Consider the following 21,241-nt stretch of genomic DNA (forward strand, 5'->3'; position numbering starts at 1 on the left):
GCCATGTCACGTTACGGACGTACCGGCCAACTGATCCGGTTGAACTTACGCCGGGATCGGTTCCGAATTCTCATGTGGATCATTCTCCTCGCCGCATTGATGACCAGTGTTGCTTGGAAATTTGAAGGAATCTACGGCACGCAATCTGAAATTGCCGCGATCAAGGGAACACTGGCCAGCCCCGGTATCGTCGCCATGTTTGGTGCCTTTTCTTTCACCGGTAAGGTGACCACCGCTGAAATATTTGCAAATGAGATGTTGCTCTTCATGGCCTTGATTCAAGTCGTCATGAACTTGACCCTCAGCATTCACGCGACCCGTTACGAGGAAGATCTTGGTATCACTGAACTCGTGCGCGCCCACGCCGTCGGCACGTTAGCGCCCTTAGCCGCCGCTGCGACTGAGTTGCTCCTCGTAAATGGCTTTCTGGGGATTCTTTACAGTCTGGGCCTCACCGCCGCCAACATGCCTGGTGCCACCATCGAAGGCAATTGGCTGATTGGCCTAGGGTTAGCCAGCACCGGCTTACTCTTCGGCCTTCTCGGCTTACTAACTGCTCAGTTAGCCGACCATTCGGCTAGTGCCACCGGGCTAGCTTATAGTCTGTTTGGCCTCAGCTACCTCGTCCGGATGATTACCGACGTTCAGCATCCCCGTCTCACTTGGTGGTCACCTCTGGGTTGGATTGAGAAATTAGCGCCCTACAACCACCCCAACTGGTCCCCCATTTGGTTGAGCTTATTACTAGCGCTCGTCTTGGCCCAAGTTGCCGTTATTGCCCATGATCACCGGGATCTCGGCGCCGGTGCCATTACGACCCGCCCCGGTCGCCGGAATGCCTCCGTCTTTCTACGTGGTCCCGTCTCGTTGATTTGGCGACGGCAACGCAACGTTATTCTCGGTTGGCTCATTGGTATCATTATCTTCGGCGTCGCTTATGGAACTGTGTTCAATACCATTGGTGATATTCTCAAAACCAATCCGACCATGCAACAAGTTTTCGGTAAAGCCATGGTCCATGAAGCCAATCATCAGGTCTTACTCAGTTTTACCTCTCTCTTAGCAATCGTCATGGCCGCCGTTGCCGTCATTCCCGGCATGCAGCTCATCCTAAAGTTACACAGTGACGAAACCCGCGGCTGGCTTGAGGCGCTCTACGCCCGGCCACTCAGTCGCACACGATTGCTTTTTAGCTACGTTGGCACTGCATTTATCACCAGTACGTTGGCCTACATTGGCGGCTTAGGCGGTATCGTTGTTATGGGCGATGCCAGTCTGAAACACGTTCAAGATGGCATCAGTGCCAGCGAGTTTTGGCAAGGTGTCTGGGCACAACTTCCCGAAGTTTGGGTATTCTTGGCGCTCAGTGTTCTCCTGGTCGGCTGCTGGCCCCGCCTGAAAGCCTTCAGTTGGTTTTACCTCGCCCTTGGCTTCATTAGTGTCTACATGGGGAGCCTCTTAAAATTGCCCACCTGGGTCAAGCGGCTCGCTCCCTCGGGCTGGATGCCCCGTGTTCCCCAACATGATGTGAACTGGACGACCTTTAGTTGGATGATTGCTTTAGCGCTTGTTTTCGTGCTTATCGGTTGGCTTGGCTACCGTCGCCGTGATCTTCACATGAGCTAACATCGGATTGTCATAACAGTAAACCGCTTAAGTGTCCGCATTAATAATCAAACTTGCCAAACTCATCACCCCACGTAGTCTTTAGGGGCTCTAGCTATCTGTCCCTCAGACCTTTCTGCCCCTAATTAGTACAGCATCATAATGCTCGCAATTTCCGAAGGCATCCGGTATGCTGAGGGTACGTTGGCTCCCCCGAGTCCATAACGTACGACTTAAATCAAAAACATATCCCCCGGCCACCATCGTTGGTAGTCGGGGGATATGTTTTTGACATCTTTTATTTGGTTAGGCGTTCAACATCACGCACAATCATGAGTTCTTCGTTTGTTGGTACAACGAGGACCTTAACCCGACCATCATCTGGACTGACAATATGTTCTTCACCCCGGAAATCATTCTTAGCGGGATCAATCGCGATGCCAAAGTAAGCGAGCTTATCCGCAATCGCTTGTCGCATCGCCACACCATTTTCACCAGAACCCGCCGTAAAGACGATGGCATCCACCCCATTCAACTCAGCAATGTAACTGCCGACATAGCGGACGACTCGGTTCACAAACATGGCTAAAGCGAGCTTCGATTTTGGTCGATCATCCTGTGTCTTTTCCAAATCTCGTTGATCTGGTGACAGCTCGGAGATCCCTAACAACCCCGATTTATGATTCAAGACATCGATCATTTCCGGCATCGTCTTCCCCAATTTTTCCGCCAAGAAGGCGACCAATGAGGCGTCAATATCACCAGAACGCGTGCCCATCATGACCCCCGCTAATGGCGTGAAGCCCATCGATGTGTCCAGCGCCTGACCATGGTCGAAAGCTGTAATCGATGAACCAGATCCCAGATGTAGCGTAATTAATTTCAGTTCTTCCAGTGGCTTCCCCAAAATCTCAGCCGTTCGGTGGGCCACATAGCGGTGGCTGGTCCCATGAGCGCCATATTTTCGAGCTCCGAGCTTCTCGTAGTACGCATATGGAATACTATACATATAGTTGACCGCCGGCATCTCAGCGTACAGTGAGGTGTCAAATACGGCAACTTGCTTGGCTTCCGGCAGCAATTGCTGAAAGACTTCAATGTAGTACGCCTGAACCGGGTTATGCAACGGCGCGTAGTCCTTTAATTCCTTGATCTGCTTCAACACGATCGGCGTGATGACCGCAGAGTCCTTGAACACCTCGCCACCAGCAACGATGCGGTGACCAACACCGGTAATTTCGCTCAGGTGCTTCACGATACCGTAAGACTTCAACCGGGTCAGAACCATTGCCGCCGCAAGTTCGTTGGTAATGTTGTCCTGCGTATCAACGATCTTCTTACCATCTGGTAGCTTGACCTTAAAGATCGACCCCGGGAGATTTAGCCGATCGACCATCCCCGATGCGATAACGGTTTCTTCCGGCATGGAAAACAATTTCCATTTCAATGTGGAGCTGCCTGCATTAATTGCCAATGTTTTTGCCATGATTAGTGTTACTCCTCCCATTTGACTTACTTCCTAGTCTAAAGAAAAATGTAACCGTTTTCAAGAAAAAGTTCACTCACCGGTGAAACTCTTTATCAATTTAGTTATAACCACCAAAAAAGGCCCGAGAATTTTCATCTCGGACCACCAATTTTAAATTTAGAACCAACCGTAGCCTAACCAGTGACGCTTAGCACCCTGCCATGACCCATAACGATTGTGAGCATAGTTATCAGCCGTCTTTTCTTGATTCGACTTGCTGTAGTCACCGCGCAACATGGAAACGGTCAATTGGTACTTTCCGTAATAACGACCATTACGGGCACGATAATTGCCACCAGATTCTTTTCTGGCGATCCAAGCCTTAGCGCGCTTTTCTTTCTTAGTTAGCGTGCAAACGTACTTGACGCTGGCATCAGCTGTTGTGGTGCTCATCACACCGGTGACGCTAGGCAGAGCCATGGAAACGACCATGACGATAACCATAAAAAATGTCTTGAGCTTCAACGTGGTTCCCCCTAACGGATTTGTTAAGAATATCATAACCTTTTCAGGTTACAGTCTAGTTGTCCGAATGTTACAGAACTGTAACATCCCACCCCACTTTTTACTGGATGGTGTCAAAAAGCGCTTTAAACCAGCAAAAAACGGCGGTTTCCTCAGGAGGAAATGCCGTCGTTTAGAAATCACATTTTTTTAGCTAACTTACCAAACGGGTTAAGCTCAGACTGTTTAGTACCAGCCATTTGCTTGCCAGAAGGATTTAGCAGCAGACCATGAACCGTAACGCGAGGTGACGTAAGAATTGGCCACCTTTTCTTGGTTAGCAGCGGAATAGTCCCCATTTAACAATGACTTGGTCAATTGGTACTTCCCGTAGTAGTTCCCGTTAGACGCCGTGTAAGAGCCACCAGATTCCTTGTTGGCAATCCAAGACTTCGCTGAAGAGGTGGAGCTAGAAGTGGTGTTCGACGTCGTGGCTGCCGTGGTCCCAGTAGCGGCAGACTGATTAGCGGACGTGGTCGTCCCCGTGCTCTTTTGACTGCTATAGTTAGTCGTCGTTTGTGCTGAGCCAGTCGTGGCTGCATTGTTCGTTGTAGCAGTCGTGGTGGTTGATGTGGTTGAATCCGGAATCGTTAAGGATTCACCCACGTAGATTAAGTTAACGTTTTTTAAGCTGTTAGCCGTTTCAATGGCCGAAACACTTGATTTATATTGATTAGCAATTTTAGCGACCGTGTCTCCTGACTTCACCGTTACCCGGACGTCGGCGTTAGCGGAAGTGGTGTTCGCGAAGAATCCAGCACCTAACACAGCAGCAGTACCTAACGTAGAAACTAAAACTTTTTTGATATTCATAAAAATGAACGTCCTCCTTTTGATTAGTGAAGCTTGTCTGTCTATCAATTACTTAACGAGACCTATCATAACCTGTGGACGTTACATCCGAGTTGTCGGGACGTTACACCCTGATTAAGAAAAACTGGCTTAAATGACAAACCGTAATGTGGTTAACAACACCGAAACATTTGCCACCTAATCTATTCACAACTGCGGGTAACCGGGAGATAATCTAACGGTTTCTTGCCAGTAAACCGATTTAAGTGGCCCCTCAATTTATTTGAATTTAGAGCAAATCTTGGTTGACTTACTTGCCTATCGGGACTTTTAACCCAATTTAGTGACGACTTGTAAGCAACGATCAGTCAAATCCATACCGATAGCTCGCAAAAAGTGCGGCTGACCCACAAATCAATAACTCAATCTAAGTGATCATTGATCCCACGTTACGTGGTTCTTACTATTATTAGTAGCCAAGGTCACAACATGTGGCCCTCAAAAGTTCCCGGATGGTATTGGCCAGGTCCTCACCCGCCAGCCATCCTGGTCAGAGATTCCGAATAACCATCATCAGTAGCTCAGATTTCTGGATCGCGTCTTGAACAGCTTAGACAAAAAACGCCCTCAGACCTGCATCTGAGGGCGTTACTTGAATTTAAACGTAAGTTGGCTTTACTAAGCTAGTTTAGTACCAGCCGTTTGCTTGCCAGAAGGATTGTGCTGCTGACCATGAACCGTAACGGGAGGTTACGTATGAGTTGGCAACCTTTTCTTGGTTGGCGGCTGAGTAGTCACCGTTCAAGTAGGAAGAGCTCAGTTGGTACTTCCCAATGTATTGGCCATTGGTTGCAGAGTAAGAACCGCCAGATTCCTTGTTGGCGATCCATGCCTTGGCACTAGCTTCTGAACCAGAAACGCCAGTAGAAGCAGTGGTGTTACTGCTGGTGTAGTTAGAAGTCGTGTTGTAGTTAGTGTTGTTGCTGCTTTGACTAGTTGATTGGCTAGCCGTGTTGTTGCTGTAGTTTTGCGTTGCAACTGAAGCAGATGAAGAACTGTATTGCTTAGCTTGGGTGCTGTTCGGCACGTTCAACGTCTGACCGACAAAGATCAAGCTAGCGTTGCTCAAGTTGTTAGACTTTTCGATAGCCTTAACGGATGAGTCGTACTTGTTAGCTAATGACCAAACAGAATCCCCCTGCTTGACCGTAACCTTAACATCGGCGTTTGCCGTTTCGTTTGTGGCGAAGAGACCGGCACCGACAACGGCAACCGTCCCAAGAGTCGTAACTAAAGCTTTTTTGATATTCATAGAAATGAATGTCCTCCTTTGTTTGCTTAACGGCTATTAGAATAACCGATAGGTATGTCATTCAGGTTGATGTTAGGTTACGCCAGTATTAAGAAAAATATTACAGTATGACATTCCGTAATATTTGTTACACCGTTGTCATATAAAACGCTTTTTTTGTCCCATTTTTACCCTTTTTAGCGAAAATGAGCCGTCAAAATCAGTGTGTTTTGCACGCAAATAGCTGTAAAATTTGTCATATTTAATGAAAATTCGATGATAATTTGACTCTTTTGCCTCAATTTTATTGAAAATGACCGCAAAAAATCCGTCATCAGTCTCGATGACGGATCATTTTTAATGACTCTGAGGAACCAAATCACTCTAAATTGCGACTCATTTCCAGGTCAATTCACCTCAGCAATTTAACAACGGTCGCCGGGCCGTCGTCAAAAATTGATGATAACCTGTCAGTTAAAACGGGGGTTTAATTTCCGGTCAATCAAAACGGGTCTATATTATAGTAGAAACCCACTTTTTTTAACACATTAACCCCCGCTAAACCCCTTGCCCGTATTGCATGCCAGCCTACTTTTGACTGGTTGGTCGGATAACCAATTCATTCATGCTGGTATTTTCTGGTAAGTTCACGGCAAATAGAACGGAATCCGCCACTTCTTCGGGACTGATTGCGTTGTCAGCCCAGGCATGTTCCAACCGATCCTTGGTGGCCGCATCCGTGATGTGATTAGTCAATTCGGTTGCGACCATCCCTGGTGAAACGACCGTGACCCGTACGTTACTGCCCGCAATGGCTTCTTCCTGCCGCAGACCTTCGCTAATGGCCCGCACCGCGTACTTCGTGGCACTGTAAACGCTACTTGCCGGATGAACCGCGTGACCCGCAACGGAAGCCGTGTTGATAAATTGCCCACTCTTTTGGGCCCGCATGATTGGTAAGGCCGCTGCAATCCCATACAAAACACCCTTGATGTTAACGTCGATCATGCGATCCCAGTCTGTCGTCCGCCCCTGAATCAGTTCGGATTGGGGCATCAAACCAGCATTATTCATCCAGACATCGATTCGGCCATAAGTGTCCACGGCTTTTTGGGCCAAGGCCTGCACACTGTCGCTGGCAGTCACGTCCGTTACCGCATAAACGGCCTCGCCACCGGCCTGTTCAATGGCCGCAACAATCTCTTGTAGGCGTGATTCCCGCCGTGCACCTAAGACCAATTGATTCCCGGCAGCAGCCAATTTCTTCGCCGTAGCCTCGCCAATGCCACTAGAAGCACCCGTGATTACAACCACTTTTTTCGTCATTTTGAAATTTCCTCCAATTCAGTTCTGATACCTCTATGATACCTCTTAGTTCTTATTTGGCAACTCATTTTCCATATAGGTAATTTTACCATTGACCTTTCGCCAAGCCCTCGCCTACTGGCCTCACCACTTTTGTATTTCCAATGACTAGCCACAAAAAAAGGCGACCACCCATTACTGAGCAGTCGCCTTCAATCAATCTTTATTTTTCAACGTTCTTTCCGTCGTATTCATCTAACATAATCTGTTTCAATTCGGAAACTAAAGGTTCCTTAGGGTTAGCCGTCGTGCATTGGTCTTCGAAGGCCAATTCGGCTAAGTGGTCAACGACCTTGTCGAAGTGGGCCTTGTCGACACCGTTGGCCTTCAAGCTCAACGTCACGTCGACGGAGTGGGCCAAGTCAATAATCTTCTTGACGAGGGCTTCCTTCAACTCTTCCTTGGTCGTTCCTGGCAAGCCGAGGTACCGCGCGATTTGAGCGTAGTCTTCATCGGCTCTGAAGGATTCGTACTTCGGCCACATGGACAGCTTCGTTGGTTCCTTGAAGTTGTACCGGATAACGTGTGGCAAAGTGATGGCGATGGCCAAACCGTGTGGTAACCCGAATTCCCCACCCAGTTTGTGGGCGATAGAGTGGTCGACCCCGAGAAAGGCGTTGGCAAATGCCATCCCAGCTAACGTTGAGGCGTTGTGCATCTCTTCGCGAGCGGTAATGTCACCATTGTAGGAGTTCGTCAGGTTGTCCATAACTAATTTAATCGCTTGTAACGACCATGGCCGCGTGTAATCGGAAGCCATGTTGGACACGTAGGATTCGATGGCGTGGGTCAACACGTCCAGACCAGAGTAAGCAACCGTGCGCTTAGGCACCGTTTCGATAAATTGTGAGTCCACGATGGCCACATCCGGCGTCAACGCGTAGTCGGCCAATGGGTACTTCACGTGGGTCTTGGAGTCCGTAATCACGGCAAATGGGGTGACTTCAGAACCGGTACCAGAAGTCGTTGGAATCGCAACGAATTGGGCCTTGTGCGGCTTATTGAACTTGTAAGCCCGCTTCCGAATGTCCAAGAACTTCTGCTTGGCACCAAAGAAGCTAGCTTCTGGATCTTCGTAGAATAACCACATGTTCTTGGCAGCATCCATCGCAGAACCCCCACCTAAAGCCACAATCGTATCGGGCTTGAAGGTCCGCATTTGGGCAACTCCCCGGTTAACCGTATCGGTCGTTGGGTCCGGTTCAACGTCGGAGAATAATGAGTATTCAATCCCGTTTGGTTGCCGCTTCAATTCGTTCAAGACGGTATCAATGTAACCTAACTCTACCATGGCTGGGTCGGTGACTAGGAAGACCCGCTTAACACCAGGCATGTCGTCTAAGTAACGCACCGACGTCTTTTCAAAGTAAACTCGAGGTAATTTAATCCACTGCATGTTATTTCGCCGCTTTGCAATCGTTTTGATGTTCAACAGGTCAAATGAGGAAACGTTGTGGGACACGGAGTTCTTACCCCATGAACCAGTTCCCAACGTTAATGATGGCACCATTTCGTTGTAGATATTCCCGATCCCACCAACGGCGGAAGGGGTATTGACTAAGACCCGACTAGCCTTCATCTTGATGCCAAATTCGGTTGCCAAGTCATCATTCATGGTGTGGATGCCGGCCGTGTGTCCCAGACCGCCAAAGTGCAGCAAGTCGTCACAGAGCTTGAACGCGTCTGCTTGACTCTTGGCCTTGTATACGGACAGAACTGGTGACAACTTTTCACGAGAGAGTGGGTACTTTGGCCCCACACCAGTAATTTCGGCAGCCAAGACCTTAGTGGTTTCTGGTACCTTGATGCCGGCTAAGTCAGCGATCTTTCGTGCGGACATCCCAGCGATTGGGCCTTTGACCCCACCGTTTGGCACAAACATAGCATCAGCCAATGCCTTTTCATCGCTCTTCTTAATGAAGAAGACGCCACGGGCTTCCATTTCCTTCTTCACATCAGCGTAGATCTCATGGTCAATAACGGCGCTGTTTTCTGAGGCACAGACCATCCCATTATCAAACGTCTTAGAAAGCACGATGTCGTAAACGGCCCGCTTGATGTTGGCCGTCTTTTCAATGTAGGCTGGGCCGTTACCAGGACCGACACCCAAGGCTGGCTTCCCAGTTGAGTAAGCGGCCTTGACCATGCCAGGACCACCGGTAGCCAAGACACTGGCAACCATCGGATGGTTCATCAGAGCGGTCGTGGCTTCCAAGCTAGGCTTTTCGATCCACTGGATCACCCCTTCAGGTGCACCGGCAGCAATCGCAGCATCCCGAACGACCTTTGCGGCCATGACGGATGACTTCTGTGCTTGTGGGTGGAAGGCGAAGATGATTGGGTTCCGCGTCTTCACAGCAATCAAGGACTTGAATAACGTAGTTGACGTTGGGTTAGTGACGGGGGTTACCCCGGCCAAAATCCCCAGTGGTTCAGCAACGGTGATCAGTTGCCGTTCGCGGTCGTCCTTAATGATGCCAACGGTCTTATCCTTCTTGATGGTATGCCAAATCTCTTCGGTCGCAAACATATTCTTGATGGCTTTGTCTTCCATGACCCCCCGGCCAGTTTCTTCAAAGGCGGCCTTGGCTAATGCCATGTGTTGGTCCAATCCAGCAATGGCCATCTGGTGGACGATGTGATCAACTTTTTCTTGGTTAAAATCATCCATGGCGCACAGCGCGTCGTGGGCTTTAGCGGTTAACCGATCGATCATTTGGTCAACCGTTTCTGTCGTTTCTTTAGGTGTCGCTTTTGAATTTTCTTTCACGTTTTTTAACATGCTTATGCCTCCATTTTTTGAAAACATTCTTGTTAACTTCTTCACGAGTTTCATATTATCATATTTGAAAAAGTTTGCAAGACGTAAATGTTAAAAATATCACAATTGGTTAATCCGGTAGTTAAACTCAACAGTATCAACGCTTACAGTCAGACAAGTTGTAAGCGCTAACACAAAATTAAAAACTTTTTGGGATTATTTTTCGGTGTGAATACAATCACTAATGGGTGCTTTCATTTTCATAACCGGACTGAGCTATTTTCAGGAAGTGAAATTTAGTGCAGTCACCCCTCCGCCACAAGTATTTTTCCAAATTTAAGCGCCAGATTATGCTAAAGTAAGGTATGGATTTGCTAAGCGTTGTCATCCTTAATCTTACATAGCAACTTTACTTTGAGAGGAGTTGAGAACTGTGCAAACTTGGCAGTTCTGGCGGGAATCAACTCGCCATTTTTTCCAGCACTGGGGAAGCTACGTCACCCTCGTCTTTGTGACCAACCTCGTCATTAGCTATCTCGCGGTCCCCGTCTTCACTTGGCTTACCGCTGAACTCATGGCTTGGCAACACGTCCCTTATGTGTCCTACACCAATATCGGCAGTATCGTCATCAGCCATCCCCTGGCCATCGTTGGGCTACTCCTGATTCTATTGGCCGTGGTCATCCTGATCTACTGGCAATTTGCCTATCTCCTATTAGGGATCACGAATATCAAACGGGGGCGGCCACAAACCTCCCGCGATGTCCTGAGCGACACGTTCCGGAGCATTGCCGGGGCCTCACCCAGTACCTTCCTTTTCTTCATTGGTTACTTCATTGTAATCATGCCGTTCGGAAGCATTCTGTTCACAACACCGCTGCTCAATAAGGCCCGCATCCCATCATTTATCGTCAGTTATTTAACGGATAATAATCTGTTCGCCGTGTTGCTGGGACTCTTCTACGTCGGTGCAGCCTACTTAGGGATTCGGCTGATTGCCGTCCTCCCGCTGATGATGATCGACCACCTGCATAGTCGAGCGGCGATTCGATCCAGCTGGCAACGGACGCGGGGCCATTTCTGGCGCTACCTCAGTCGGATCCTGCTGACGCTGGTCATGGTCAGCATTACCATCGCTGTCATCTATGCCGCGTTATACCTCGGTCAACTTCTCTTTGATAAGACCGGGATTGCATTGGCGGCCGCGACCGTGAATCTGTTTCTCATGGAAGTTATCACGGAATTTATCGTTTGTTACTCCACCGTCATCTTCATGATGATCATTCTGAGTAGCCACGACACCCACCAGTTATCACCGTCCATGCTCTTTAGCTTCCGCGAACCGGCGAAGACGCGCTTACGAACACGACTTTTAATTCTCAGCGGCCTGACCCTTATCAGTGCGGCACTTGTTGGATTCAACCTGATCTATCTAAATGGTCTTGCCATGAGTAAACCGCTTACCATCGCACATCGCGGTGTGGACAATGGCAATGGTGTCCAAAACACCATCCCCGCAATGGTTAAAACGAGCAAGGAAAAACCAGACTACGTTGAAATGGATATCCGGATGACCAAGGATCACCAATTTGTCGTGATGCACGATGCCACGCTAAAAACACTGGCGAACCTGAAACGAAGCGTCTCCAAGATGACCCTGGCTCAGTTGACCAAGGTCACCGTCACGGAGAACGGCTATCAGGCCAAGATTCCGAGCTTCAATCACTATCTCAATACCGCCATCAGTCATCATCAAAAATTGCTGATTGAAATTAAAACCGGTGGGGCCGATACACCCGACCTTCCCGAACGTTTCTACCGGCAATTCGGCCAGCGCATCATTGCCAACCACGAGCAGGTCCACACACTGAGTTATGGCATCATGAATCGGCTGAAAAAGGAACACCCTGATCTATTTGTCAGCTACATCTTGCCCTACAACTTGACCTTCCCACATACGCGCGCCAATGCCTATACCATGGAGTCGACGACCCTCAACGATTCATTTATCGACCAAGCTGACCGCGAACACAAGAAGGTCTACGCTTGGGACATCGACGATATTACGACCATGGATCAAATGATGTTCATGGGCGTCAATGGCGTCATCACGAATAATCTGCACCTGATTCAACAGGAAATCAAAGACAACACGGATCATCCCAGCTACGCCAACTTGCTGCTGACGTTTATGAATGATTTGTCGTTGGAAACCCAGACACAATGATCTTAGAAGCGAAAAAAAGGGAATCAGCCATCAGGCAAGCAGTTGCGCTTATAGCCCCCGCTTCGACACCATAATGGCAAAATAAAATCGGCTTTTTCAGAATTAACAATGTACTAGTCCTTGTCAACTTGACAGGGACTAGTACAAATTTCTGAAAAAGCCGATTTTGAGTTAAGTTAGTCTATTTTGCCGTAGTTCTAAAACTTTAACGTTATTTCTTCTCGATTTTTCGGAGTGGTCGCTTGATCAAGTGCAGTAACTTCTCCGACTGTAGCCGAGCAACCACTGCATCGACGGCCACCTGCATCAACTTTTCGTTTAAGTCTTTCGCCGCTGGTTGAACCTGTTCCTCGCCGAGGTGGTGAAGGCGATCCTCCAACTGACCAATAAAGTTGTCGTAGGCTTGCTTCGGATAATCACCAGCCGTGATCTGGTCGATCCCCGAACGGACCGTATCCGTTTGGAACATGGGCTTGAGGAGGCTGATCATCAAAATATCCGTCAATTGCATGGTCTGATACTTCTTCTTAACGGGTGCCAAAATGACGTTGTGCTTCACGTAATTATTGATCATTGCCGGTGTAATCGTGTCGATTCCCAGCGGTCCCAGCACATCGTTGATCAGCGCCGTAACCTGGTCCATGTAAAGGTCAAACTTCGGTAAGTCGTCCCAACGTGGGAGTCTGACGCCATGCATCTGATGTTCCCAGCGGGTGTATTGATTAAAATCAGCCATGTTACTTCCCTACCCTTCCGTTTCTACCTCCGATTATAGCATAGAATCTAGTCCTAATGACTAGCTAAGAAATAAATCCGGGAATTCACCTAGTGAAAAGACCAGTAACGGGTTAACGCCAGCGAATTCGGCTTAAGATTCGGCGACCCAGGATATCCTGAACCACGATAAAGACGGGAATGACGCTAGCCATGAGGGGCAGATACAATAGTGCTAATTTCCAATTCAACAAATTGACCAGCGAGAAAATCGGCCCAAAGAATAGGAAAATCACAGCGAACAAGCCGGCCATGATGGCCACTAGCGCAATCTTAAAGCGATTCAGTGGGCGGGCAACCATCAATAACGCATTTAAACTGATCATTCCCGTCATCAGGACGCTTAAGGTCGAGGTCGTCGCAAAGCTCAAACCAAATTGCGTTCCCAACGCCATGATCACGAGAATATACCCGACCACGCAGATAGCGGCCGGTGCGGCAATCTCCATGACCTGCTGCATGAAACGTCCCGTGATGCGGGCATAGTTGGGCTGCAACGCCAAGAAGAACGTGGGAATGCCCACCATTAATGACGAAATGGGCGTCAGTTGAATCGGTTCAAACGGATAGCTCCGCGTCATGAAGATAAAGATCAGCGTTAGAACGACCGAATACATCGTTTTGATCAAGAATAGGGACGCGACCCGCTCGATGTTATTGATGACCCGGCGCCCCTCATTAAGGACGTTAATCATGGCATCGAAGTTCGAGTCGACCAGCACGAAATCGGCCAGACTCTTGGTCGCCTCGCTCCCAGACGCCATGGCGATACTGCAGTCAGCCTGACGCAAAGCCAATAGGTCGTTGACACCATCCCCGGTCATCGCTACTGTGTGGCCGGCACGTTGATAGGCTTTAATCAGTTGTTCCTTTTGCTGGGGCGTGACCCGACCGAAGACATTATTCTCACTGACCAGTCGATCATAATCTGGTTCAGCGCCCACCTGACTCATGTCGACCAGCTGCTGGGCACCGGCAATTCCAGCACGCTCGGCAATACTTGCGACCGTAACGGGATTGTCCCCGGAAATGACCTTTAGGGCCACGTCTTGATTGGCAAAGAAGCCAAAGGTGTCCTTGGCCCGCGGCCGCAATTCATCCGTAATCAATAGGAGACCGATTGCCCGGGGGTTCAGCGGCCGTGGTGTAGTCAATTCATCAACTTCGGCCAACAACAACACGCGATAGCCCTGCGCTGCCAACGTTTGAATTCGCCGTTTGACGTCAGCCGGCACCGTTTCAAAGATAAACTCGGGGGCCCCCATGACGTAGGCGTGTTGATCAAAGGCCGCGCCACTCCATTTACGACCAGAAGAAAACGGCAAAATGGTATCGGCAGCAACCGTGGGCGTGCCCAGTGCCGTCTGAACGGCCTGAGCCGTTTCGTTATCATCCCCCGTTGCAGCCACCAGTTCGGCCAAGATCGCATTGAGTTGCTCAGTCGATTGCTGGGTCAACGATTCAATGCGTTCCAACTGAAGGAGACCATTGGTGATGGTGCCCGTTTTATCCAGGCACAACACGTCTACTCGCGCGAGCGCCTCAATCGCCGGCAATTCACGGACGAGGACGTGGCGCCGGCCCAACGTAAAGGCCCCCGCTGCCAGTGCCACGGACGTCAACAGGACTAACCCTTCTGGAATCATCCCGACCATGGAGGCTACGGTGCCCAAGATCGCGCGGTTTTGACTCTGACCGCGCATCATCGCTGAGATAAATAATGCGGCCCCCAAGGGAATGATGGCAAACGTGAGCACTTTAATAATTCGATTGATAATCGTCAACAGTTGACTGGCCGTGCGCCGTTTCTGCTTAGCCGAATGCGCCAATTGCTTAACGAAACTCCCATTACCGACCGCCGTCGTCTGCACGATGGCGTGCCCGCCGAGAATAACACTCCCGGAAACCAGGTCGTCTCCCGTCTGCTTGATAATGGGGGTCGACTCGCCAGTAATCTGGGATTCATCGACCTCCATGCCCTGCGTGTCACGAATCAGACCGTCTACCGGTAACTGATCTCCCCGCCCGATTTCAAGGAGGTCGTCCATGACAATGGCATCTTGGTGGCGCGGTGCGACCTGACCCTCGCGAAGCACGTTAATGTTAGCTTCTGAAAGTAAAGCCAGCTTGTCGACCTGACGTTTGGAGCGAATTTCCTGGAAGATACCGATCCCCGTGTTGACGACAACGACGCCCAAAAAGAGTAAGTTTTTGTAGCTCCCGGTGAACAAGACCAGTCCTCCCAGAAGTAAGTTGATTAAATTAAATAGGGTTAATAAATTATCCCGAAATATTTGTTTGACACTCCGAGTCAGCGGCGGTAACGGGTCATTCTGTTGGCCCGCAGCGATTCGCTCCTTGACTTCAGTGGCCGTCAATCCGCTAGTAATCGGTGGTAAATAACGGTCTGCCATCACACCAGCCTCCTTTACCGTTTCGTTACCCCCATTGTACTAGATATTTGGGATGCGCTCTCCTAATCCGTTCCAGTTTTCACCATCCTTAAGTGAATCGCTACCGATTTAACGGCCAGTCGTGAAACGGCTATACTAAAATTAAGAAGATTGTAGAACCCAGCTCACGTCCGCCTCGCGTAGGTGCGCTGATTTCTACAATCTGCCGGCCCGTCATCGGTCGAACCCCACTGATGAACTGGTCAACTTAATCCACGGGAGGAATCATCATGAATCATAAATCATCAGCTGTTATCCTATTTATCCTCTACTTAGTTCTGCTCGGATGTATGTTAGCCCATCAAGATATGCTGGCCATGTGGCTCATGACGTTTGGCATGCTGATCGAAGCTTCCATTAATCTTTATGACCAGTTTAAACGCCGGTAGAAAGCGTTGTCATTTTAGTAAATTTAGCCTAAACTAGACTTATTATGCTGACGACATTTGCCGTCAAGGAGGAACACACGATGACACCCACCAAGATTACGGATACGATTGAACTCGCCGACGGCAACCGCATGCCCGTTATGGGTTTCGGCACCTATTTAATCGGCGACCAAGAAACCATGAACACGACGATTGACGCCGCCTGGAACGCCGGCTACCGGATGTTTGACACGGCCATGATGTACCGCAACGAAGACATTCTTGGGCCAACGCTACACCAGCTAGGCTTACCACGCGAAGGCCTCTTTTTGACCAGTAAGGTCGCCGAAATTGTCCAAGGCTATGACCGGACGATGAAGGCCGTTGAAGGGTCGCTGAAACGGCTTCAGACAGACTATTTGGACCTCTTGTTGGTTCACTGGCCAGTCCACGAATACTTCTTCGACACCTGGCGTGCCATGGAACAGCTGAAAGCGGACGGCAAGGTGAAGTCAATCGGCGTGTCTAATTACACCATGACCCACCTGGAGTTACTCGCCACCCAGGCCAAGGAAATGCCGGTCGTCAATCAGGTCGAATACCACCCCTACTTGAATCAACAGGCGTTACTCGACTTCGACCGGAAGCAAAAGATTGTCACGGAAGCCTGGAGTCCTTTAGGCCGGCGCGTCGTTTTGGACAACCCCATGCTGGCAAAAATTGCCAAACATCAAGGGAAGACGCCCGCCCAAGTTATTTTACGTTGGGAACTACAACATGGTCTATTACCAATCCCCAAGTCCACTCACGTCGAGCGAATTCAGGAAAACGCCGATATCTTTGACTTCACCTTAGCCGAAGACGAGATGACCATGATCGACCTGTTGAATAAGAACGAACGAACCGGCAATGAACCGGAAATCGTTTATGAAACGGGAAAGCAATATTAACTTAAAAGTCGTGCGGCTATCCTATCTGGACAGTCACACGACTTTTTACTTCCTTATAGAAGTCACGAATGGTTTCGCCAGAACTGACCAAAAACGCCCACCCCAGAGCATCTCTAGGGTGAGCGTTTTGTTACTTGTAACGGTTAGTCAATGCTGATTTCATGATTATCGTCAACTTTGGTTTGTTTTGGCAAGGTCAGCGTCAGAATTCCAGCGTCATACTTGGCCTGAACGTTCTTCAAATCAATATCTGGGAGATAGAAGGAACGCGCAACATTTTGACTGCTCCGCTCTTGGCGAAGAATCCGACCATCATCGTTTTTTGCAGATTGGTTGACTTCAGTCTTGCCAGAAATACGTAACGTGTCATCGCGATAGTCGACGTGAATATCGTCTTTCTTAAAGCCTGGCAGTTCAGCCGTGACCACGTAGTCTTTGTCGTGTTCGACCACATCCGTCTTCATTGCGCCATCGCCACTAAACATGTCGCGACCCAAGTTACCCACTTCATTGAAGAAATTCATTGGATCAAAGAAATCAAAGTTCCGGTTCATAACATCGTTAGCCATAATTCATAACCCCTTTCTGCTTGATTACATTATCTATAATAGTCAGGAATGGTCAGGAATGCAAGTAATTAGCACTCGCTGTCTAATAGTGCTAATCGCTTGATGTAATCCCTATCAGAATAGTATTTATATCTATAGGTGTCCAATCCACATTAGATTTAAATCATATCTTTGCATTAAAGGTCAAATAAAATCAAAATATATCAAACTGGTAAAGGTTGTGTTCAGTCTTCGTAAAGGTGAACATTTGTTTGCCTTTTTATGCTAAACTTTGATTTGTCATCACGTTGCCGAAAAAAATGGTCGCTGCAGAAGTCATCTACAACGACCAAACCAAACTTAATTTTGACGTTTCAACCCGTCTCGTTCTACTTTGTATAATCCGGTCCGGACGCGCTGGTGGAAGACCTTTCGCACCATGACCGTAAAGGTATGATGGTACTCAGGAATCACCACGTATTGATAACGGAGAATGTTCTTCTTAAAGTCGGAATTGGACTCCATAAAATTCTCCTGACCGACCGCTTTATCTGTGAAGTAGTAATAATTGGCTAGATACCCCGCATAATAACTATCCACATCTCCTGGATGCGGATCAACAATCAACATCTTCGTGTGACTCAGCTTCGTCCACGGCTTTGAGGTTCGATCGAGCTGAATTGGCAACGTCCCCCGATTATAAATATTGGTATACTTCGTCCCATTGATTTCTGAATACATCATAATGATCGCAAAGAAAATCATCAGAAAGGTGCCCAATTGATACGCATTCTTCGTCACAATCGACTTGAACGCGCGCAGGTCCCGTTTGCTAAAGTTCTGCTCATAGAAGGTGCGGTCAATCGCACGGACTAGCACCATCGCGCCGATAAAGAGATTTAGAATCACCGTACTACTCATGTAACGTTCGAAGCCATCCAGCACAATCGCTTCAGCATATGGCATAGATAAGATATACATCCCAAACAGACTACCGTAGTAGAGGACAAAGACAACATCTAGCAAGATCAACATCCCCAGCAACTGATTACGCTGGTGATTCCGGTACCGAATAACAAACCAAGCAACAAACAGAATGACATTAATCAAAATGATGCCCTGCGTCGACAATGAGTTGAAGCTCAAAATCTGATGCAAGAACTTCTCACCGATCTTAATAATGTGGGTCGTTCCCTCACCAGATAGCTGGTGAGAATACGCCTGGGCACTAATTTCATGTTTAGACTCGGTAAAAGTCGTCTTGACGTGCCACTCCCACCAGAGAAATGGCGCCAAAGCCACACCCACTGTCATCGCAAAACGAATAGGGATACTAAATATCTGCCAATACCAATGGCCGTGTGCGTTCGTAATCAGCTCATACAAGAAATAAATGACTAGAACCGCCACAAAGAAAGCCGCTGAATTTTTGACCAACAAGAGGCTCGCGCTAAAGATCGCCACATGCACACTCAGATGCCACGGCTGGTTGCGATACACATAGATACCAACCAATCCAGCCACCGTGATAATCGGCAACACGTAATCCACCAGTAAGTTATTCAGGCGAATATTAATGTTAAAGACGTATGAGACCGCAATCGTCAGGCACAGGATAAATGAGGTCAGTCCCCGCGTACGGTCACGTAAAACATTAAAAATAGCATATGAGGCAGCCCAAATGAGACCAAATTGTGCAACCAGCATGGCACCTTCACTGTATCCGGTCCAAGTCACCATCTGCGTGATCCATAAGGCAGTCGCCGGTGGGTACGACGTGAACGAGATAATGGCATCATGCGCACCAGGAAGCCGGCCAGTAAACGTTAGAAACTTAACGATTACCGCCCAGTGAGAAAAGTTGTCATAGTGGACCAACGGACTGTGATACAGCACATACGCCATCACTAATCCCAATCCGACCATCCAGAAGTCAAAGCTGTGAATACCTTCGAACTTTAACGCACCCTTACCAAAGTACCCCAGTATCAAGCGAACCACTAATAGGAGCACCCCGAAAAAGGTCACCAGTCGCAGACCCAAGTGCAGTAATCCCAACATTGCAAAGACATAATCTAGGAGAATCTGCACTAAGATACTCGTAATCCACGCGAGGTACGGACTCACACCCAGACGACGAATACTGCCGTTATACCCCATCATTGATAAAATAATTAGTAGTAAACCTAACCAGGACAAGCTGGCACCTCTCTCCTAGCGATGACGCTTCTAATGCAGTTGCTGCAAATAATGCTGATGGACCTTAAACAGTCCCGTTTTGAGTTTTTGATGGTAGACCCGTTTTGTCAGTTTCGTAAATGTTCGATGATACTCCGGAATGACCACGTATTGGTAGCTTTGCACAGTCTGCTTAAAAACGGCTGGCGTGACCATAAAGTTTTCTTGGCCCACTGCCTTGTCCGTAAAGTAATAGTATCGCGCCGCATATCCCGCATAGTAATCGGCGACATCACCGGCATGCGGATCGACAACCAAAATCTTTCGATGATTCAAGTGTGTCCAGGGCTTCGAGTCCCGCTGCAGCTGCAAGGGCAACGTATTATGGTTCATTTCATTGGTAAACTTGGTCCCTGTAATTTCCGAGTACATCATGGTAATTGCAAAGAACCCGACGATCAACGTCCCTATCTGATAAGCATTTTTCGTCACGATTGTTGCAAATGATCGCGAATCTCGCTTCTGAAAATTCTGTTCATACATGGCCCCATCCATGGCACGTACCAGAAACATCGCCCCAATATAAAGGTTTAAAATTACCGTGCTTCCCATGTACCGTTCAAATCCATCCAGTAAAATTGCCTCTGCATAAGGCATGGACAGAATGTACATACCAAACAAGCTCCCATAATACAGTAAGAAAATCACATCGAGCATGACCGCAACCCAAAGCAACGCATTTTTCTGCTGACTGCCAAAGCGAATTATGACCCAAGCTCCGATTAAGATGACGTTAATTAGCAGGATTCCCTGCGTTGATAACGACCCGAGACTCAGGATCTGACTAAGGAACTTGTGGAAAATTTTCATAATCGTCTTGGCACTCTCACCCGACAACTGACTCGCATAGGCCTGCGAACTGATTTCATGCTTTGAAACGGTGAAGGTCGTCTTCACGTGCCAGTTCCAAACCAGGAACGGCACCACCGCCAACCCCAACGTCAGCGCCGCCTGGATCGGTATTCGGAGGGTTGCCACGTACCAGTGTTCCCGATTGTTCTGAATCAGGGTAACCACAAAGTAGATGCCAATGACCACGACGAAGAACGTTGCCGAGTTCTTGACGAGCAATAACACCGCCACAAACAGTGCCACATGGCCACTCAACACCCAAGGATGTTTGCGATAAGCCCAAATACCGGCAATCGCGGCCACTGCCAAGATTGGTAACACATAATCCACCAGCAAATTGTTCAAGCGAATGGCGATGTTGAAGACAAACGAGACCGCAATCGTCAGACACAAAAGCATTCCCATGAGCGCTCGTGAGCGATCCCGTAACACAGCAAAGATCGAATAAGCTGCAGCCCAGATCAATGCGAATTGCGCCAGTAACATCGCGCCTTCGCTGAATCCCGTCCAATGTAAAACCTGTGTGATATACAATGCGGTCGCTGGGGGATAGGACGTAAACGAAATTAGTTTATCTGCCGCCCCTGGTAATCGTCCACTGAAGAACATAAATTTGACCATGACAGCCCAGTGAGAAAAATTATCGTAATGGACTAGCGGACTGTGATACAGCACCTGGCCCATAGCGAGGCCCAAGCCAATCATCCAGAAGTCAAACAAGTGAATCCCTTCAAATCGGAGTTGGGCTTTTCGCCAGAAACTCAAGATTGTCCATAACACGAACTGCGCAACACCAATATAAGTGACCCACTGAATACCGGCATTCAAAACGCCAACCATGGCGCAACCATATAACACGATGATCTGAAATAACATGGCCGTAATCCAAGAAAGATAGGGACTAACGCCTAACCGCCGACAGGTTCCCCCGTAGCCGATCAGCCCTAACACGTATATTCCTAATCCCAGCCATGACACAGTCGAC

Annotated in this window: 15 protein-coding genes; 4 read left to right on the plus strand and 11 right to left on the minus strand. The window is 48.5% G+C overall.

All coding sequences use genetic code 11. The features are described from left to right. Nucleotides 1-3: 3 nt before the first annotated feature. Entirely contained in the window at nucleotides 4-1,626 is a 1,623-nt protein-coding gene (locus FAY32_RS06890) for an ABC transporter permease (protein ID WP_143462715.1), read from the plus strand. A 277-nt stretch (nucleotides 1,627-1,903) separates the two neighbouring features. Here FAY32_RS06890 and FAY32_RS06895 read toward each other — a convergent pair whose 3' ends face one another. The 6 genes from FAY32_RS06895 to adhE form a co-directional block, all read right to left on the minus strand. Continuing rightward, a complete protein-coding gene (locus FAY32_RS06895) occupies nucleotides 1,904-3,091 on the minus strand; it encodes an acetate/propionate family kinase (protein WP_143462716.1) in 1,188 nt (395 codons plus the stop codon). A gap of 159 nt (nucleotides 3,092-3,250) precedes the next feature. Beyond that, the gene (locus FAY32_RS06900; protein WP_143462717.1) at nucleotides 3,251-3,598 is read right to left on the minus strand and encodes an aggregation-promoting factor C-terminal-like domain-containing protein; all 348 of its coding nucleotides are present in this window, start codon (nucleotides 3,596-3,598) and stop codon (nucleotides 3,251-3,253) included. A 225-nt stretch (nucleotides 3,599-3,823) separates the two neighbouring features. After that, nucleotides 3,824-4,450, minus strand: coding sequence for an aggregation-promoting factor (gene apf / locus FAY32_RS06905; RefSeq protein ID WP_143462718.1), 627 nt, complete (start codon nucleotides 4,448-4,450; stop codon nucleotides 3,824-3,826). A 667-nt stretch (nucleotides 4,451-5,117) separates the two neighbouring features. Continuing rightward, nucleotides 5,118-5,741 (minus strand): aggregation-promoting factor, encoded by a 624-nt coding sequence (gene apf, locus FAY32_RS06910; RefSeq protein ID WP_143462719.1) that lies wholly within the window; start codon nucleotides 5,739-5,741, stop codon nucleotides 5,118-5,120. Between the two features lie 567 nt (nucleotides 5,742-6,308). Beyond that, entirely contained in the window at nucleotides 6,309-7,046 is a 738-nt protein-coding gene (locus tag FAY32_RS06915; RefSeq protein ID WP_143462720.1) for an SDR family oxidoreductase, read from the minus strand. Between the two features lie 202 nt (nucleotides 7,047-7,248). Beyond that, nucleotides 7,249-9,867 (minus strand): bifunctional acetaldehyde-CoA/alcohol dehydrogenase, encoded by a 2,619-nt coding sequence (gene adhE / locus FAY32_RS06920; RefSeq protein WP_143462721.1) that lies wholly within the window; start codon nucleotides 9,865-9,867, stop codon nucleotides 7,249-7,251. A 412-nt stretch (nucleotides 9,868-10,279) separates the two neighbouring features. On the opposite strand from adhE, the gene FAY32_RS06925 reads away from it, so the two are divergent. Next, nucleotides 10,280-12,073 carry a glycerophosphoryl diester phosphodiesterase membrane domain-containing protein gene (locus FAY32_RS06925; RefSeq protein ID WP_143462722.1) on the plus strand — a complete coding sequence of 598 codons (1,794 nt, stop codon included), beginning with the start codon at nucleotides 10,280-10,282 and terminating at the stop codon, nucleotides 12,071-12,073. Nucleotides 12,074-12,284: 211 nt separating this feature from the next. Here FAY32_RS06925 and FAY32_RS06930 read toward each other — a convergent pair whose 3' ends face one another. After that, nucleotides 12,285-12,809, minus strand: coding sequence for a DUF1836 domain-containing protein (locus FAY32_RS06930; RefSeq protein ID WP_048733978.1), 525 nt, complete (start codon nucleotides 12,807-12,809; stop codon nucleotides 12,285-12,287). A 112-nt stretch (nucleotides 12,810-12,921) separates the two neighbouring features. Further along, on the minus strand, nucleotides 12,922-15,261 hold the full coding sequence (locus FAY32_RS06935) for a cation-translocating P-type ATPase (RefSeq protein ID WP_143462723.1): 2,340 nt from the start codon (nucleotides 15,259-15,261) through the stop codon (nucleotides 12,922-12,924). A gap of 269 nt (nucleotides 15,262-15,530) precedes the next feature. On the opposite strand from FAY32_RS06935, the gene FAY32_RS14795 reads away from it, so the two are divergent. Together FAY32_RS14795 and FAY32_RS06940 are read left to right on the plus strand one after the other, a co-directional pair. Next, the gene (locus tag FAY32_RS14795) at nucleotides 15,531-15,689 is read left to right on the plus strand and encodes a hypothetical protein (protein WP_191988156.1); all 159 of its coding nucleotides are present in this window, start codon (nucleotides 15,531-15,533) and stop codon (nucleotides 15,687-15,689) included. A gap of 80 nt (nucleotides 15,690-15,769) precedes the next feature. Then, nucleotides 15,770-16,618: an aldo/keto reductase gene (locus tag FAY32_RS06940; RefSeq protein WP_143462724.1), complete on the plus strand. Its 849-nt coding sequence runs from the start codon at nucleotides 15,770-15,772 to the stop codon at nucleotides 16,616-16,618. Between the two features lie 143 nt (nucleotides 16,619-16,761). Here FAY32_RS06940 and FAY32_RS06945 read toward each other — a convergent pair whose 3' ends face one another. The 3 genes from FAY32_RS06945 to FAY32_RS06955 all read right to left on the minus strand — a co-directional run bounded on the left by FAY32_RS06945 (nucleotide 16,762) and on the right by FAY32_RS06955 (nucleotide 21,234). Further along, nucleotides 16,762-17,187 carry an Hsp20/alpha crystallin family protein gene (locus FAY32_RS06945; protein WP_143462725.1) on the minus strand — a complete coding sequence of 142 codons (426 nt, stop codon included), beginning with the start codon at nucleotides 17,185-17,187 and terminating at the stop codon, nucleotides 16,762-16,764. A gap of 339 nt (nucleotides 17,188-17,526) precedes the next feature. Further along, nucleotides 17,527-19,365: an ABC transporter permease gene (locus FAY32_RS06950; RefSeq protein WP_143462726.1), complete on the minus strand. Its 1,839-nt coding sequence runs from the start codon at nucleotides 19,363-19,365 to the stop codon at nucleotides 17,527-17,529. Nucleotides 19,366-19,395: 30 nt separating this feature from the next. Then, on the minus strand, nucleotides 19,396-21,234 hold the full coding sequence (locus FAY32_RS06955; protein ID WP_143462727.1) for an ABC transporter permease: 1,839 nt from the start codon (nucleotides 21,232-21,234) through the stop codon (nucleotides 19,396-19,398). Nucleotides 21,235-21,241: the final 7 nt, after the last annotated feature.

This window comes from Levilactobacillus enshiensis (assembly GCF_007115095.1).
GTDB lineage: Bacteria > Bacillota > Bacilli > Lactobacillales > Lactobacillaceae > Levilactobacillus > Levilactobacillus enshiensis.

Excerpts from the sequence above, each read along its gene's own strand:
- FAY32_RS06890 (WP_143462715.1), top strand. The coding sequence starts at position 4 with ATGTCACGTTACGGACGTACCGGCCAACTGATCCGGTTGAACTTACGC.
- FAY32_RS06895 (WP_143462716.1), bottom strand. The coding sequence starts at position 3,091 with ATGGCAAAAACATTGGCAATTAATGCAGGCAGCTCCACATTGAAATGG.
- apf (WP_143462718.1), bottom strand. The coding sequence starts at position 4,450 with ATGAATATCAAAAAAGTTTTAGTTTCTACGTTAGGTACTGCTGCTGTG.
- apf (WP_143462719.1), bottom strand. The coding sequence starts at position 5,741 with ATGAATATCAAAAAAGCTTTAGTTACGACTCTTGGGACGGTTGCCGTT.
- FAY32_RS06915 (WP_143462720.1), bottom strand. The coding sequence starts at position 7,046 with ATGACGAAAAAAGTGGTTGTAATCACGGGTGCTTCTAGTGGCATTGGC.
- adhE (WP_143462721.1), bottom strand. The coding sequence starts at position 9,867 with ATGTTAAAAAACGTGAAAGAAAATTCAAAAGCGACACCTAAAGAAACG.
- FAY32_RS06930 (WP_048733978.1), bottom strand. The coding sequence starts at position 12,809 with ATGGCTGATTTTAATCAATACACCCGCTGGGAACATCAGATGCATGGC.
- FAY32_RS06935 (WP_143462723.1), bottom strand. The coding sequence starts at position 15,261 with ATGGCAGACCGTTATTTACCACCGATTACTAGCGGATTGACGGCCACT.
- FAY32_RS14795 (WP_191988156.1), top strand. The coding sequence starts at position 15,531 with ATGAATCATAAATCATCAGCTGTTATCCTATTTATCCTCTACTTAGTT.
- FAY32_RS06940 (WP_143462724.1), top strand. The coding sequence starts at position 15,770 with ATGACACCCACCAAGATTACGGATACGATTGAACTCGCCGACGGCAAC.
- FAY32_RS06945 (WP_143462725.1), bottom strand. The coding sequence starts at position 17,187 with ATGGCTAACGATGTTATGAACCGGAACTTTGATTTCTTTGATCCAATG.